Annotated in this window: 13 protein-coding genes and 2 pseudogenes; 13 read left to right on the top strand and 2 right to left on the bottom strand. The window is 63.5% G+C overall.

Going from position 1 to position 13,890, the window contains the following annotated elements; all coding sequences use genetic code 11:
* Nucleotides 1–10: 10 nt before the first annotated feature.
* From INT29_RS20785 to INT29_RS15455, 4 genes and pseudogenes are all read left to right on the top strand, one after another.
* A pseudogene (locus INT29_RS20785) lies at nt 11–280 on the top strand (hypothetical protein); the annotation flags it as partial.
* Between the two features lie 161 nt (nt 281–441).
* Nucleotides 442–798 (top strand): annotated as a pseudogene (locus INT29_RS20780) (hypothetical protein); the annotation flags it as partial.
* Between the two features lie 151 nt (nt 799–949).
* On the top strand, nt 950–1,330 hold the full coding sequence (locus INT29_RS20225) for a hypothetical protein (RefSeq protein WP_101570625.1): 381 nt from the start codon (nt 950–952) through the stop codon (nt 1,328–1,330).
* A gap of 32 nt (nt 1,331–1,362) precedes the next feature.
* Nucleotides 1,363–1,746 carry a hypothetical protein gene (locus tag INT29_RS15455; protein ID WP_145997408.1) on the top strand — a complete coding sequence of 128 codons (384 nt, stop codon included), beginning with the start codon at nt 1,363–1,365 and terminating at the stop codon, nt 1,744–1,746.
* 6 nt (nt 1,747–1,752) lie between these two features.
* Here the strand turns inward: INT29_RS15455 and INT29_RS15450 are convergent, their stop codons facing one another.
* Nucleotides 1,753–2,238: an inorganic diphosphatase gene (locus INT29_RS15450; RefSeq protein ID WP_101570621.1), complete on the bottom strand. Its 486-nt coding sequence runs from the start codon at nt 2,236–2,238 to the stop codon at nt 1,753–1,755.
* Nucleotides 2,239–2,351: 113 nt separating this feature from the next.
* Here INT29_RS15450 and dacB point away from each other — a divergent pair, with 113 nt between their 5' ends.
* The 3 genes from dacB to tilS are packed head-to-tail and all read left to right on the top strand — an operon-like array spanning nt 2,352 to nt 5,843.
* Nucleotides 2,352–3,818, top strand: a complete 1,467-nt coding sequence (gene dacB, locus INT29_RS15445; protein ID WP_193072258.1) for a D-alanyl-D-alanine carboxypeptidase/D-alanyl-D-alanine-endopeptidase — start codon at nt 2,352–2,354, stop codon at nt 3,816–3,818.
* Nucleotides 3,815–4,831: a zinc-dependent metalloprotease gene (locus INT29_RS15440; protein ID WP_193072257.1), complete on the top strand. Its 1,017-nt coding sequence runs from the start codon at nt 3,815–3,817 to the stop codon at nt 4,829–4,831. Before dacB ends, INT29_RS15440 begins: the two co-directional genes overlap by 4 nt.
* The gene (tilS, locus tag INT29_RS15435) at nt 4,818–5,843 is read left to right on the top strand and encodes a tRNA lysidine(34) synthetase TilS (protein WP_319020920.1); all 1,026 of its coding nucleotides are present in this window, start codon (nt 4,818–4,820) and stop codon (nt 5,841–5,843) included. The genes INT29_RS15440 and tilS overlap by 14 nt, the downstream gene beginning before the upstream one ends.
* 41 nt (nt 5,844–5,884) lie before the next feature.
* Here the strand turns inward: tilS and INT29_RS15430 are convergent, their stop codons facing one another.
* Entirely contained in the window at nt 5,885–7,135 is a 1,251-nt protein-coding gene (locus tag INT29_RS15430) for an amidohydrolase family protein (protein WP_193072251.1), read from the bottom strand.
* A 111-nt stretch (nt 7,136–7,246) separates the two neighbouring features.
* Between INT29_RS15430 and INT29_RS15425 the strand changes: the two genes are divergently transcribed.
* The 6 genes from INT29_RS15425 (at nt 7,247) to folK (ending at nt 13,863) form a co-directional block, all read left to right on the top strand.
* Nucleotides 7,247–8,551, top strand: coding sequence for a CynX/NimT family MFS transporter (locus INT29_RS15425; protein ID WP_193072249.1), 1,305 nt, complete (start codon nt 7,247–7,249; stop codon nt 8,549–8,551).
* 47 nt (nt 8,552–8,598) lie between these two features.
* Entirely contained in the window at nt 8,599–9,150 is a 552-nt protein-coding gene (hpt, locus tag INT29_RS15420) for a hypoxanthine phosphoribosyltransferase (RefSeq protein WP_101570611.1), read from the top strand.
* Between the two features lie 167 nt (nt 9,151–9,317).
* The gene (gene ftsH / locus INT29_RS15415; protein ID WP_193072248.1) at nt 9,318–11,456 is read left to right on the top strand and encodes an ATP-dependent zinc metalloprotease FtsH; all 2,139 of its coding nucleotides are present in this window, start codon (nt 9,318–9,320) and stop codon (nt 11,454–11,456) included.
* 2 nt (nt 11,457–11,458) lie between these two features.
* Nucleotides 11,459–12,082 (top strand): GTP cyclohydrolase I FolE, encoded by a 624-nt coding sequence (gene folE / locus INT29_RS15410; protein ID WP_101570607.1) that lies wholly within the window; start codon nt 11,459–11,461, stop codon nt 12,080–12,082.
* A 9-nt stretch (nt 12,083–12,091) separates the two neighbouring features.
* Nucleotides 12,092–12,973, top strand: a complete 882-nt coding sequence (folP, locus tag INT29_RS15405) for a dihydropteroate synthase (RefSeq protein ID WP_193072247.1) — start codon at nt 12,092–12,094, stop codon at nt 12,971–12,973.
* On the top strand, nt 12,970–13,863 hold the full coding sequence (gene folK / locus INT29_RS15400) for a 2-amino-4-hydroxy-6-hydroxymethyldihydropteridine diphosphokinase (protein ID WP_193072246.1): 894 nt from the start codon (nt 12,970–12,972) through the stop codon (nt 13,861–13,863). The genes folP and folK overlap by 4 nt, the downstream gene beginning before the upstream one ends.
* Nucleotides 13,864–13,890: the final 27 nt, after the last annotated feature.

Raw genomic sequence — 13,890 nt, 5'->3', positions numbered from 1 at the left:
GTGGGCCTGGGTGGTCCCGGCGAACCCCGTGGACTTCGTGTCCTCGGTCGTTCTCGTCATCCTCGCCGGTGCCCTGAGCATTCGAAAAAGAGCCGCTTGGTGGGTTCTCCTCCTGCTGCTGGTGTTCACTCTCGCAGCCACTGGAGCGGTGGCTGTGGTGCTGGCGCTCGTCAAACCCTCGTTGCTGACGTGGGATCTGGTCACCAGCATGATCGTTCCGGCCCTTGTCCTCATCTGTCTGCTCGTCCATCGCCGTCGCTACACTGCCAAGACCCAGCCGTGGGGCTTCTTCAAAGCGCTCGCAGTTGTGGTCAGCGAAGTGCTTCTCACAGTCCTTGTAGTCTTGGCGGTCCAATTCCTCGCCGGGGTCTCTCCCTGTCCCAAGCGCGGCAGATCATCGCCGAACTCTTCGGATTCCGGGACTGCACGGACTCGAGTTGGATGCTCTCGCTGTTCGGCTTCGGGTCGGTTACCAGCATCATCCTCGCCTTCTGGACGATGCTGCGCTCCCAACGCTTCGCCGAGCACATCGACCTCGATGAGGAGCGTGCGATCCGCCAGTCTCTGGCAGATCATTCCAATGACTCTCTCGGCTACTTCAGCACCCGCCGTGACCGTTCGGCCCTATTCGCCGGCGACTTCAGCCTCGCTGACCTTCCCGAAGTCCAGCGCGCCGTCGCCAAACTCACGAGGCTCGGCTACACCCTGCGAATCCGTCAGCAGTCTGAGACTCCTGCCGATGAGTTGGCCAGTCTGGCTGCGTTTGCCGATGAGTGGCGCGATGGGGAGACCGAGCGAGGTTTCTCCATGGCGCTCGGTCGCATGGGCGATTCTGCCGATGCCCGCACTCTGCATGTCGAGGCGCTGTTCCCGGTCCACGACGCGAAGCATCCGCCGCCATCCCGGCGCCGAGAACGGGGCACCGAATTCATGATCGCCGGGCTCATGCGTGAAGCTGGTGGCCTCGGAATCGCTGAACTTCGCCGTCTTCCGCACCGCCTTCGAACAGGGCAAGGAACTCGGCGAAGAGGAAGAGATCACGACGCAGACACTGATCGAGTCCATGCAAAACTTCGGCAGGCGCACTGGTGTCGACGTTCGTCCCAGCATGGGTTGGGGCACGCTGCTGCAGGCGATCTACGAGGAGGTCGCGGAATCGTCCACGGTCGCCCCCACCTTCTACACGGACTTCCCCGAGACCTCACCCCTGACCCGACAGCCGACAGCAGAGGAACGATCCGCTTCTGACAGAGAAGTGGGACCTCATCGTCTTCGGATCAGAACTGGCCACGGCCTGCTCCGAGCTCGTCGATCCCGTCTTCCAACGTGAAAGGCTCCTGGCTGCACTCTCTGGATACGTTCTTGTCTGCAGATGAGATCCGCGAATTCATGGCACATGTGTCCCGCCGGGGCATGCTGCGCCAAGTCAGCTCCGCCGATGGGCTCGCTCTCGGAGTCTTCGAAGACCAGTACGCGAACATCGAAACCTTGAAGGCAGCCTGCGCGGAATGGCTGAGCTACCGCAGCCAGGCGGCGGAACTGACGGCGCTGAGAGCCCGCACGGTTCCGGTTCAGACTCCCACCTCGGCGCTCTTCGCCTCCGCTCTTCCGAACCGGAGACGACTGTCGATCCTGGACCGCGGATTCTCATCCTTGGGCGTCACTCAGATCGAAGACACACGGCATCTGATGATGATCGACCGCCCGGAGGCGATCATCCGGGCGGTCGAGAAATGCAGTGTGTGACGTTACTCAGTGGGAGTCTTTGAAGCGCTTTATCGAAGCCTCGACTTCGGCTTCGGCCTCGGCGCGGCCGACCCAGCTGGAGCCCTTGACGTACTTGCCCGGCTCAAGGTCCTTGTAACGGGTGAAGAAGTGCTCGATCGAGTCCAGGGTGAACTGGTCGACGTCGCCGATGTCCTGGTAGCTCTCCCAGCGAGGATCGCCGGCCGTGACGCCGAGGACCTTGTCGTCGCCGCCAGCCTCGTCTTCCATCTTGAACATGCCGATGGGGCGCACATCGATGAGGACGCCGGGGAAGAGCGGTTCGGGCAGCAGCACGAGAACGTCGAGCGGGTCCCCGTCGTTGCCCAGGGTGTCTTCGAAGAAGCCGTAGTCTGCGGGGTACTGCATCGAGGTGTAGAGGTAGCGGTCGAGCTTGACTCGACCGGTCTCATGGTCGACCTCGTATTTATTGCGTGATCCGCGCGGGATCTCGATTGTGGCCAAGAGTTCCATAGTGCTCCTTCAAGCTAGGGTTGCATCACTAGAATAGAGCTTACAAGTCCTCACGAACGAACAACCACAACGGTTACGGTGAGGACGACTGCGATGAGGATGAGAGCCAGCGTTTGAACCAGAGTCCTGAGGCGAAGAGGCGCAAGCCCTCGAAGAAGGCTGTCGCGGGCATCACCGCAGGCAGCCTCGCACTGGTGCTGGCCGGAGTCGCGGCCGTCGACGCCTACGATGTCTTTCCCGAGCTCCCGGGGATCCTGACCACGGAGCCCGCCATCGAGGTCCAATCCGTCCCCGCACCGAAGGCTCAGGGGCAGGAAGTGCCCGCCCCCGCCTCGGCGCTGGAAGACTCTGCACCCGTGCCGACCAAGGTCGCCGACAAGGTGGACAAGGTTCTCTCCGACGCCAAGGTCAAGGGGTTCGGGATCGAAGTCCGTGACGGGCTCAGCGATGACATCCTCTACGCGAAGAACGAGAACAAACCTCGCACACCGGCCTCGGTGACGAAGGTGCTCACCGCCTCGGCGGCGCTGCTGACGATCGGCGGCGAGAAGCGTCTGAGTACGACTACGAACTTCGACCCATCCACGTCGACGGTGACCCTGGTCGGTGGCGGCGACGCCCTGCTGGGCGCGGGGGAGTCCCAGCCAGGTGCCGTGAACGGCCACGCCGGCCTGACGACGCTGGCGCAGCAGACAGCGGAATCACTGAAGAACGAGAACGTCGCCGAGGTGGCCCTGGACTTGGACACGTCCCGGTACTCGGGCGAGGACTTCAGCCCCGGATGGGAACGTGCCGATATCGCCAAGGGCGTCATCACCCCGATCCAGCCGCTGATGATCGACACCGGTTACGTCGGCAGCACTGACAAGGAATGGCGCGGTCGCAGCGAACACCCGGCCAAGGACGCCTTCGCCGTCTTCTCCAAGGAGCTCAAGGCGGCCGGCATCACGGTCACCGACACCCCGAAGCCCGCCGCGAAGTCAGACGAGGACGCTAAATCTGACGAGGACGCGAAGTCCAGCGAGTTGGCGAGCGTGGAGTCGGCCACGATCTCCGAGATCGTGGAATACGCCCTCGTGCACAGTGACAACGTCGTCGCCGAGGTCCTCGGCAATGAGGTCGCCATCGCCTCGGATCAGCCGGGCAGTCTGGAAGCCGGGCCGAAGGCCGTCTTGGAGGCGCTCTCCGACTCCGTAGACCTGGGCAAGACTCACCTCGAAGACACCTCGGGCCTGTCCTATGACAACCAGATCAGCCCGCACGACCTGACGACCATTCTGCAGGCATCGGTCGTCGCTGACGACTCGCTCTCCAGCCTCATCAGCTACATGCCCGTGGGCGGACTCACCGGTACGCTCACGGACAGATTCACCAAAGATAAGAACGCAGCCGGCACGGTGCACGCGAAGACGGGGACGCTGTCGACTGTGACCTCACTGGCCGGCGGGGTGCTCGACGCCGATGGACGCTATCTCGTCTTCACCCTGCAGATCGACGACGTGGACAAGGACAAGATATTGGAAGCCAGGAAGACCGTGGACGACATCGTGGGAGCACTGGCGAATTGCGGCTGCCTATGATCATCGATGAGAAATTCGCCGCCCGCACAGCCAGGGAACTCGTTCCCGCAGCGCGAGTACCCGACACCGATGAACTCGACGCCCTGGTCGCCGGGCTCAAGGACAATGCTCTGACGGCGCAGGAATTGGTCGTCGACTCGTTCCTCCTCGACCCGGCCCACGCCGACGATGTGCGCACCCGCCTGGGCGCCGGCTCCGTACTCGTGCTCGATCAGATCGGCTGGATCAAAGCCAACGCCCAATCACTCAACGGCATGGTCGACGTGGACTCCCTGCCCGCACCTGTCGGGCCGGGTGCGGCGAAGGCGGCCGCCGTGGAACTGGCAGGCGTGCTCTCGCTGCTGTCCACACGAGTCCTGGGCCAATTCGATCCCTTCGCCGTGGCCTCGGGGCGCCTGATGTTCGTCGCACCCGCCGTCCTGCTGGCCGAAGAAGCCATGAACGTGTCCCCGCGCGACTTCCGCATGTGGGTGGCCCTGCATGAGGCGACGCACCAGGTCCAGTTCGCCACCGCCCCCTGGATGCGCGAGCACATGCGCTCTCTCCTGTCCCAGGTCGTCGCGACCCCGCTCAAGGCGCCTGGCATCAGAGGCCTCGCCGACGCCTTCTCCACGGTGGGCCAGATTGTCAAGGGCGATGCGAGCATGGTCGACCTGATCAGGGACGAAGGTATGCGCAGCGCACTCGACGAGGCCACGGCCATCCTCAGCCTGCTCGAGGGCCACGCGGACGTGGTCATGGATGAAGTCGGCATCGAAGTCATCCCGAGCGTAAGGAAGCTGCGCCGCAAGTTCGAAGCCCGCCGGGACGCTGGCCAGGGCGGGTTCCTGTCGAACCTGCTGGGCATGAATCTCAAACTCGCCCAATACCGCGACGGCGCCGCATTCGTCCGCGCCATCCGCAAGGAAGTCGGCCAGACCGGTTTCTCCGCCATCTATGCCAGCTCGGAGAACCTGCCGAGGAGCCAGGAGATCCACACCCCGAGCCTGTGGCTGGACCGTGTCCACGGCTGAGGCGACCCCACCTCGGCGACCGAGCCTTGACCCGGCCAGCGGGACGATCCGCAACTGTGTTCGTGCGGCGTTGGCCCAGGTGGGGGAGCAGCAGCCGGACGTCATCGTCGCGGTCTCCGGGGGAGCGGACTCAATGGCGCTGCTGCACGCCTGCGCCTTCCTGCACCGACGAGGGGAGCTGGAAGCACGTGCCGTGACTGTTGATCACAGCTTGCAGTCCACTTCCGCCGAGGTGGCCCGCCGGGTCGTCTCCATCGCGGAATCCTGGGGTGTGCCCGCCGAAATCTCCACTGTCACCGTCAATGCTGGTGAGGAGGGACTTGAAGCCGCCGCCCGCGATGCCCGCTACGGCGCACTCGAAACCGCGAGAGTGGCTCACGGCGCAGATTGGGTGCTGACCGCCCACACCCGAAGCGACCAGGCGGAGACGGTGCTGCTGGGCCTGATGCGTGGTTCGGGCACGAGATCCCTGGCCGGAATGGCTCTGCAGACAGGGCAGGTGATCCGCCCCCTCCTCGACGTTGACCGGACCACGACCGTCGCCTCCTGTCGGGCTCAGGGCATCGAGGTCTGGAACGACCCGATGAACACCGACGACTCCTTCGCCAGGGTGCGAGCCCGCACCCTGCTGGCGACCTTGGAGACCGAACTGGGCCAACCCCTCACCGCGAACCTCTCACGCACCGCCGAATTGTGCCGTGCCGATGCCGACTGCCTCGATGATTGGGCTGAGACTCCCGTCGCCACTGTGCGTGGACGCGCCGAGGTGCCGTTGACAGAACTGGCGGGACTGGAAGATGCGATCCTCTCCCGAGTCGTGCGCGAATGGTTGATCTCCCTGGATGTGCCGGCACAGAGTTTCGGGGCCGCCCGCGTCAGCGAACTGTGCGCCCTGATCCGCGAACCGGGGACTACGGGTCGCGCACACGCTCGTCTGTCACTGCCCGGCGACACCGAAGTCATCATCACTGCGCAGTCGCTGCGCTTCCGACGCGACGCAAAGACCAGCTGACTTCGGCACCCGGTCGGTCGATTCAGCGCCGGTCAGTGGGCTCAGCGTCCGCTGTCGACCAGGTGACCGGCGGAGGCCACGAGCTCTCCGTTCTTGAAGACATCACGATCGGCAGGACAGTCCATGATCGCCGAGGTGACCGTATCGGCGGCGAGCAACATGAAATCCGCCGGTGCACCGATGCCGAGACCGAAACGAGCATCATCGACCAGAGCGGTTGCGTCCGGTCGCGCGCCAGCCATCACCTGCGCCCCACCGCGGGAGGCGATGTCCAGGCAGGTCTCGATGTCCTCATCGCGGCGAAGCCCATTCGTGAACGCCAGCTGCCAGGTCCGGCGCAGCAGGTCACCGTCGCCGTAGGGACTCCAATAGTCGCGCTGACCGTCTTCGCCGAGGCCCAGCGCCACCCGATTCTCACGCAGGCCCCGCTGCGGCAGGACACCGTTCTGTGGTGCCACGGTCGTCAGTGAGATGCCCGCCTCGGCGAGGAGCTCGACGATCCGTTCGACCTCCGGCGTAGGATTCGAGCTCAGGGCGAAGGCATGGGAGATCGTCACCTGCCCCTGCAGGCCGAGAGCCTTCGTGCGGTGAGCGATCTCTTCGACCGTGAACACACCTGCACTTCCGCGCTCATGGAGATGGATGTCGATGCCCTTCCCGTGCTTCTCTGCAAGACCGAAGACGACATTGAGATGCGCGACCGGATCACGGTCGTATTGGAGCGGATCAAGTCCGCCGACCAAGTCAGCACCCTCGTTCAACGCCGCATCGAGCAGGTCTCGCACACCCTTTTCGTGCACGATGCCGGCTTGCGGGAAGGCCACGATCTGAGAGTCGAGGACCGTGGAACGATCGGCCAGAGCATCCCGGACGCCGAGGAAGCGCTCCAGGCCGCAGTCGGCGTCGATCTGGGTGTGCGAGCGGATGCGGGTGCCTCCCGAGGAGACGATCTTTGCGATCACGTAGTCCGCCTGGTCACGGACGCTGCGCTCGCCTGACCGCCAGTTCTCCCGATCGTTCATGATGAAGCCGTGCAGTGTTCCGTCTGCCGTGTGGGGACGGAATGTCTGGCCCATGCGATTCGAATCGAGGTGGGCATGAACGTCGCCGAGGCTGGGCAGCAGTGCTCGTCCTGCCCCCTCGATGACGTCGCCCTCAGCGTCGGTGCGGTTAATCGCCTCCGCCGATGCACTCGGCGTGAAGGAGACGAAGCGACCGTTCTCGATCTCGACATCAACCGCCCCCGCATCGGCGGTACGGGGAAAGAGGCGAACATTTCTCAGAGTGGTCATCATCATCCTTCATCGTCGACAGGGCGCCTGGACCTCAAATGGTATACCGTGATGCGGCTCGGAAAGGGGGGCCATGGTCCGAGCCTGTACATCGTCTGAAAAGATGACCCAATGACCCCTCAGCCTGAACACGGCCATCGTACTGGTCGAGGACTCGATGTGCTGGCGCTTGCGTGCCTCATCCTCATCGCCTGCTCGCTGCGACCGGCCGCATCGTCGCTGGGCCCCGTCCTCTCCGAAGTCCAGGGTGCATTCACCTTGGTCGAATGGCAGACGGGCCTGCTCACAGCACTTCCCGGACTGATCTTCGCGATCTGCGGGTTCATCGCCGTCCCCGTGCTCAAGAAGATCGGGCTCTTCAACTCACTGCTGATGACCTGCGTGCTGATCACCGCGGGTGTCGGTGCCCGGGTGCTCGTCGACGGCTGGGTCGCCTTCGCCGGACTGACCGTCGTGGCCCTGGCCGGAATGTCGATCGGAAACGTCATTCTGCCGGTCTACGTCAAGGCACGCTTCCCGTATCGAGCCAACCTCGGCGCTACGGCCTTCACAGTGTCCCTGGGGATGGGCTCGATGTTCCCCGCGTTCCTCACCGCACCCGTCGCCAGTCACTTCGACAACTGGCGCGTGGGACTGGGCATGTGGGCGCTCGTGCCGGCATGTGCACTGGTCACCTGGATCATCCTCAAGCTCGCCCGATCCGTACCCAACTTGGATCAGTCCGAGCAGGACACGCACGAGGTGGCCCCACCTCGGCGACACATCTTCACCTCGGCCAAGGCCAGGTACATGGCGATGTTCTTCGGTCTGCAGTCGGTCAACGCCTACGTCCAGTTCGGGTGGCTGCCGCAGATCTACCGTGATGCGGGACTCGACCCGGTTCTCGCCGGAATCATGCTCACGGTCGTCACCTTCGGCGGAATCCCCGGCGGCTTCCTCGCCCCGCAGATCATCATGCGCAACATCCTGCCGCGCTTCTTCCTCGTCAGCTTCTCCGTCAGTGCCGTGGGCGGCTACCTCGGGCTGCTCCTCATGCCCACAACTGTGCCGGTGCTGTGGGCCATCCTCCTGGGCTACGGCGGTTTCGCCTTCCCGGCTGCGCTCGCCCTCATCACGGGCCGCACGCACGCCGTGTCGATCACCGCCCGAACCTCCGCATTCGTGCAGTCCAGCGGCTATGTGCTGGCCGCGATCGGACCCTTGGCAGTCGGGGGACTCCTCGGACTCAGCGGCGGCTGGTCGGTTCCGTTGTGGTTCATGATCGGTGTGGCAGTGCTCATGGGCGTGACCGGATACCTGGCCGCAGCCCCGGGCACGGTCGACGATGATCTGGCCACATCGGACCGCCATGGTGGTAAGACAGTCCTCCACAGCGGCACGACAGACCTCCGTGGTGGCACGCCAGGGCAGAAGTGAATCATAATGGAGACACACCCCACCCCAAGCGAGGAGAAACGACTTCAGTGGACATCAACGATCTCGGCAATGACATCGAAAAAGTACTCGTCTCGGAAGAACAGATAGCCGCACGACTCGTTGAACTGGCGACCGCCATCGATGAAGACTACAAGGGCAAGGATATTCTGCTCGTCGGTGTCCTCAAGGGCGCTGTCATGGTCATGGCAGATCTGGCTCGCGCGCTCCATTCGCCGGTCACCATGGACTGGATGGCCGTCTCCTCCTACGGTTCGGGCACCAAATCCTCCGGTGTCGTGCGCATCCTCAAGGACCTCGACACGGACCTCTCTGATCGTCACGTGCTCATCGTCGAGGACATCATCGACTCCGGTCTGACCCTGTCCTGGCTGGTCCAGAACCTGCGTTCGCGTGGAGCGGCGACCGTTGAGATCTGCACGATGCTGCGCAAGCCCGAGGCGGTCAAGGTCGACATCGACGTCAAGTACATCGGCTTCGACGTTCCCAACGAATTCGTCATCGGCTACGGACTCGACTACGCGGAGAAATACCGCAACGTTCCGTTCGTCGCCACCCTGGCTCAGCACGTCTACAGCTGAGCATTGCGCAAGAGCGTTCCGCGCATTGACTGAGTGCTTGTGGCACCGGGGAACAAAACCGGGTGCATTCGAGCTATGTCACTGCGAGGTATTAGGCTGTGGGGGATGTTCCCAGGCAGCCTCGGTAGCCTGAACAGGTTGCCCACATCTTTTTCCTGAGAGGACTTATGGCCGAGTCGAATAAGCGTCGCCCACTGCTCAATAAGGCGACGAAAGGCCCTTTGGTCTGGATCGTGTTGGCACTCCTCGTAGTGTCCATCGGAGCTCTGCTCTTCAGTCGAGTCGGATTCAGCCAGATTGACACCGAGCAAGGTCTCAAACTGCTCCAAGACGACAAGGTCGAACAGGCCAAGATCGTCGACAAGGACCAGCGCGTCGATCTGACCTTGAAAGACGACCTCAAGATCGAGGACAAGGACTTCGGCAAGAAGGTTCAGTTCTTCTACGTGGAGCAGCGTGGAGAACAGATCGTCAAGGCCGTGGATTCGGCCGAGCCCAGCAAGGGATACACCGACGAGGTGCCCAAGCAGAGCTGGCTGATGTCCCTGCTGGGGACCCTCATCCCATTCGTGATCATCTTCGTCGTCTTCTGGTTCCTCATCTCGCAGATGTCGGGCGGGAAGATGATGAACTTCGGCAAATCGAAGGCGAAACTGGTCAACAAGGAAAATCCTGACATCACGTTCAAGGACGTCGCCGGAGTCGATGAGGCTCTCGAGGAACTCGAAGAGATCAAGGAGTTCCTGGCCGAACCCGAGAAGTTCAAGGCCGTGGGAGCCAAGATCCCCAAGGGCGTCCTCCTCTACGGTCAGCCCGGTACCGGCAAGACCCTGCTGGCGAAGGCCGTAGCCGGTGAGGCTGGCGTTCCCTTCTACTCGATCTCCGGCTCGGACTTCGTTGAGATGTACGTCGGTGTCGGCGCCTCCCGTGTGCGTGACCTGTTCGAACAGGCCAAAACGAACGCACCCTGCATCATCTTCATCGATGAGATCGACGCCGTCGGACGCCAGCGCGGAGCAGGCATGGGCGGTGGCCATGATGAGCGCGAACAGACGCTCAACCAGCTGCTCGTCGAAATGGATGGCTTCGATGTGAAGACCAACGTCATCCTGATCGCCGCTACGAACCGTCCCGACGTGCTCGACCCGGCACTGCTGCGCCCCGGTCGCTTCGACCGTCAGATCCCCGTCGAGGCCCCAGACATGAAGGGCCGTCAGCACATCCTCGAAGTCCACTCCGAGGGCAAGCCCCTGGCCGAGGACGTCGATCTGGCGCAGATCGCCAAACGCACCCCGGGATTCTCGGGTGCCGACCTGGCCAACGTCCTCAACGAGGCAGCACTGCTGACCGCGCGTGAGAACTCGAAGGTCATCGACAACCACATCCTCGACGAGGCGATCGACCGAGTCATCGCCGGACCGCAGAAGCGGACCCGCCTGATGAACGACAAGGAACGCCTCATCACCGCCTACCACGAGGGCGGACACGCCCTTGTTGCCGCAGCGATGAACCAGACCGACCCGGTCACCAAGGTCACCATCCTGCCCCGCGGCCGAGCCCTGGGCTACACCATGGTCCTGCCGAGTGAGGACAAATACTCCACCACCCGCAACGAACTGCTCGACCAGCTCGCCTACGCCATGGGCGGTCGTGTGGCCGAGGAAGTCGTCTTCCACGACCCCACGACGGGTGCCAGCAACGACATCGAAAAGGCGACGAACATCGCCCGGAAGATGGTCACCCAGTACGGCATGAGCGACAAACTGGGCATGGTCAAGATCGGCGACGATCAGGGCGAGCCATTCGCCGGGCGCGGCTACGGCGGCGGAGACGAGTACGGCGATGCGACGCTGTCCTCGATCGACCGTGAGGTCCGAGAGATCATCGACGCCGCCCATGCAGACGCCTACTGGGCGCTCACGCACAACCGCGACGTCCTCGACGACCTCGCCTACCAGCTGCTTGAGCGGGAGACTCTCGATCAGGCGGCACTGGCAGAGATCTTCATTCCCATCGTCAAGCGCCCCACCCGCGATGTGTGGCTGGCCAACGATGAACGTCCGGTTTCCGAACGTGGCCCGATCGTCCCGCCTGCTCCCTTGAGCGGGGATCGCAACGGTCAGGGCAACGGCAGCTCTGAGGCCGACACCACGGACGTCCCGGGCGCCGGACCCACGGGGGTGAACGGACCTCATGTTCCCCATAACCCAACGGGACCGATCAATCCCAATGATCCGACCGGCTCAACAGGACCAACCGGCCCGACCGGACCACACAATTCCGAAGGCAGCGGAGAGAACGGCTAGTGATGTCAGAGCTCGAAGAGGTGACGGAGGTCCTCGGTGAGGCACCTGCCGGCACCGGCAACAAGGTCGATCAGCCTCGGATCGCCGCAGCTGTGCGTGAGATCCTCATCGCCGTCGGCGAGGACCCTGATCGCGAAGGGCTGCTGGAGACCCCGGCCAGGGTCGCCCGCGCCTACGAAGAGATCTTCGCCGGACTCCACCGCGATCCGGCCGACGTCCTCGGTGTGACCTTCGACATCAGCCACGAGGAAATGGTCCTCGTTCGCGACATCGACCTGTATTCGACGTGCGAACACCACCTGGTGCCGTTCCACGGAGTAGCACACATCGGCTACATCCCCAGCAAGAACGGCAAGGTCACAGGGCTGTCCAAACTGGCACGGCTCGTCGAGATATATGCTCGCCGCCCTCAGGTCCAGGAACGACTGACGACTCAGATTGCCGATGCCATCGTCGAGCATCTCGAACCTCAGGGCGCGATCGTCGTCGTTGAGGCCGAACATCTGTGCATGACCATGCGGGGAGTCCGGAAACCCGGTGCCTCCACCGTCACCTCGGCGGTGCGCGGGCAGCTGCGCGAAACAGCATCCCGGGCAGAAGCCATGAGTCTGATCCTCCGGAGATAGAGGTCTCACATGCCCACACCGGAACGCACGAAGATCATGGGCGTACTCAACGTCACGCCCGACTCCTTCTCCGACGGCGGTCGCTACTTCGACCACGACGCCGCCATCGCCCACGGTTTCGAACTGCTGGACTCCGGCACCGACATCATCGATGTCGGTGGGGAGTCCACACGGCCCGGATCGGTCCGCGTCGATGAGGCAGAGGAACTGCGCCGCGTCGTCCCGGTGATCCGTGAACTGGCCGCTGCGGGAGCTGTGATCAGCGTCGACACCATGCGAGCCAAGGTCGCCGAGGCGTCACTGAACGTCGGTGCTCACATCATCAACGACGTCTCTGCCGGACTCTCGGACCCCACGATGCTGGCCGTCGCCGCCGAGACCGGAGCCCCGGTCGTGCTCATGCACTGGCGAGGTTACCTCGACCGTGCTTCGGCATCCTTCCACTACGACGATGTCGTGACCGAGGTGATCACCGAGCTGAAGACGAGAATCGACGAGGCGATCACCGTCGGTGTGAAGCCCGACAACATCATCCTCGACCCGGGCCTGGGTTTCTCGAAGAACGCCGAACACAACTGGCAGATCCTCGGCGCCCTCGACGAATTCGCGAATCTGAATCACCGGCTCCTGGTCGCTGCCAGCCGCAAGCGCTTCATCTCCACACTGCTCTCACCTGAAGACTCGAAGCTCGCCGAGGAGTCGGCGAAGGACCAGGCCACAGCCGCGATCTCTGCACTGTCGGCCAGAGCAGGAGCGTGGGCGGTGCGCGTCCACGAACCCACCACCTCGGCGATCGCGGTCAAGGTCATCGACGCCGTGAACTCACATGCCACGGCACCCGCACCGACTGCCTCTGTACCGAATTCCGCCGCCGGCGAGGACAAACTATGAGCGCCCACCCGGATCTGATCGAACTGCGCGGGTTGACCGTGCGCGGCAACCACGGGGTTTTTGACTTCGAGAAACGTGAGGGTCAAGACTTCGTCATCGACGTCATCCTGCGCACCTCCGTGTCTCGGGCCGCGGTCACGGACGATATCGCCGACACCGTCCACTACGGCGAACTCGCCGAGGACGTGGCACATATCGTCGAAGACAACACCTTCGACCTGATCGAGACCTTGGCCGCCCGGATCGCCGAGCACTGCCTGTATCTGGCTGAACACGTCGAGGTCGTCGTCCACAAACCCGGTGCCCCCATCGAACGGTCCTTCAATGACGTCAGCGTCACCGTCGTCCGCTCCCGCGAGGCTGCCGTCGATACCCAGCCGGCCGAGACCGAGGCGTACCTCAACCTCGGGGCCAACCTCGGTGAGGCGGCGGACACACTCGACCAGGCCGTTGACGCCCTCGACAGGCACCCCAGAATCACTGTGCGCAGACGATCATCGCTGTACCGCACCGCGCCTTGGGGCGGAGTCGAACAGAACGACTTCCTCAATCTGGGCCTCATCGTGACCACCAGCCTGCGCGCCCGCGAACTGCTGGCTGTGGCGCAGGGAATCGAAGTCGCCTGCGGACGGACCCGGGAACAGCGCTGGGGGCCACGCACCCTCGACATCGACCTGATCAGCTTCGGGACCAACGGTGAGGAACTCGTCCTCGACACGGAGACGCTGACCCTGCCCCATCCGCGTGCGCACGAACGCGCATTCGTCCTCGCACCCTGGGCCGAGCTTGCTGAAGATGCAACAATACTCACGCCCACCGGTCCACGGTCTATCACTACGGTCCTCAGCGAGCTGGACGACCAGGAAATCACGCGAGTCCCGGCCCCATAGGTGCCTGAGGTTTGAGAGACTTGGAGC

Source organism: Brevibacterium sp. FME37 (assembly GCF_014897485.1).
Classification (GTDB): Bacteria; Actinomycetota; Actinomycetes; order Actinomycetales; family Brevibacteriaceae; genus Brevibacterium.
The sequence above is the reverse complement of the archived record's forward strand: the minus strand, read 5'-3'. Positions and strand labels throughout refer to the sequence as shown.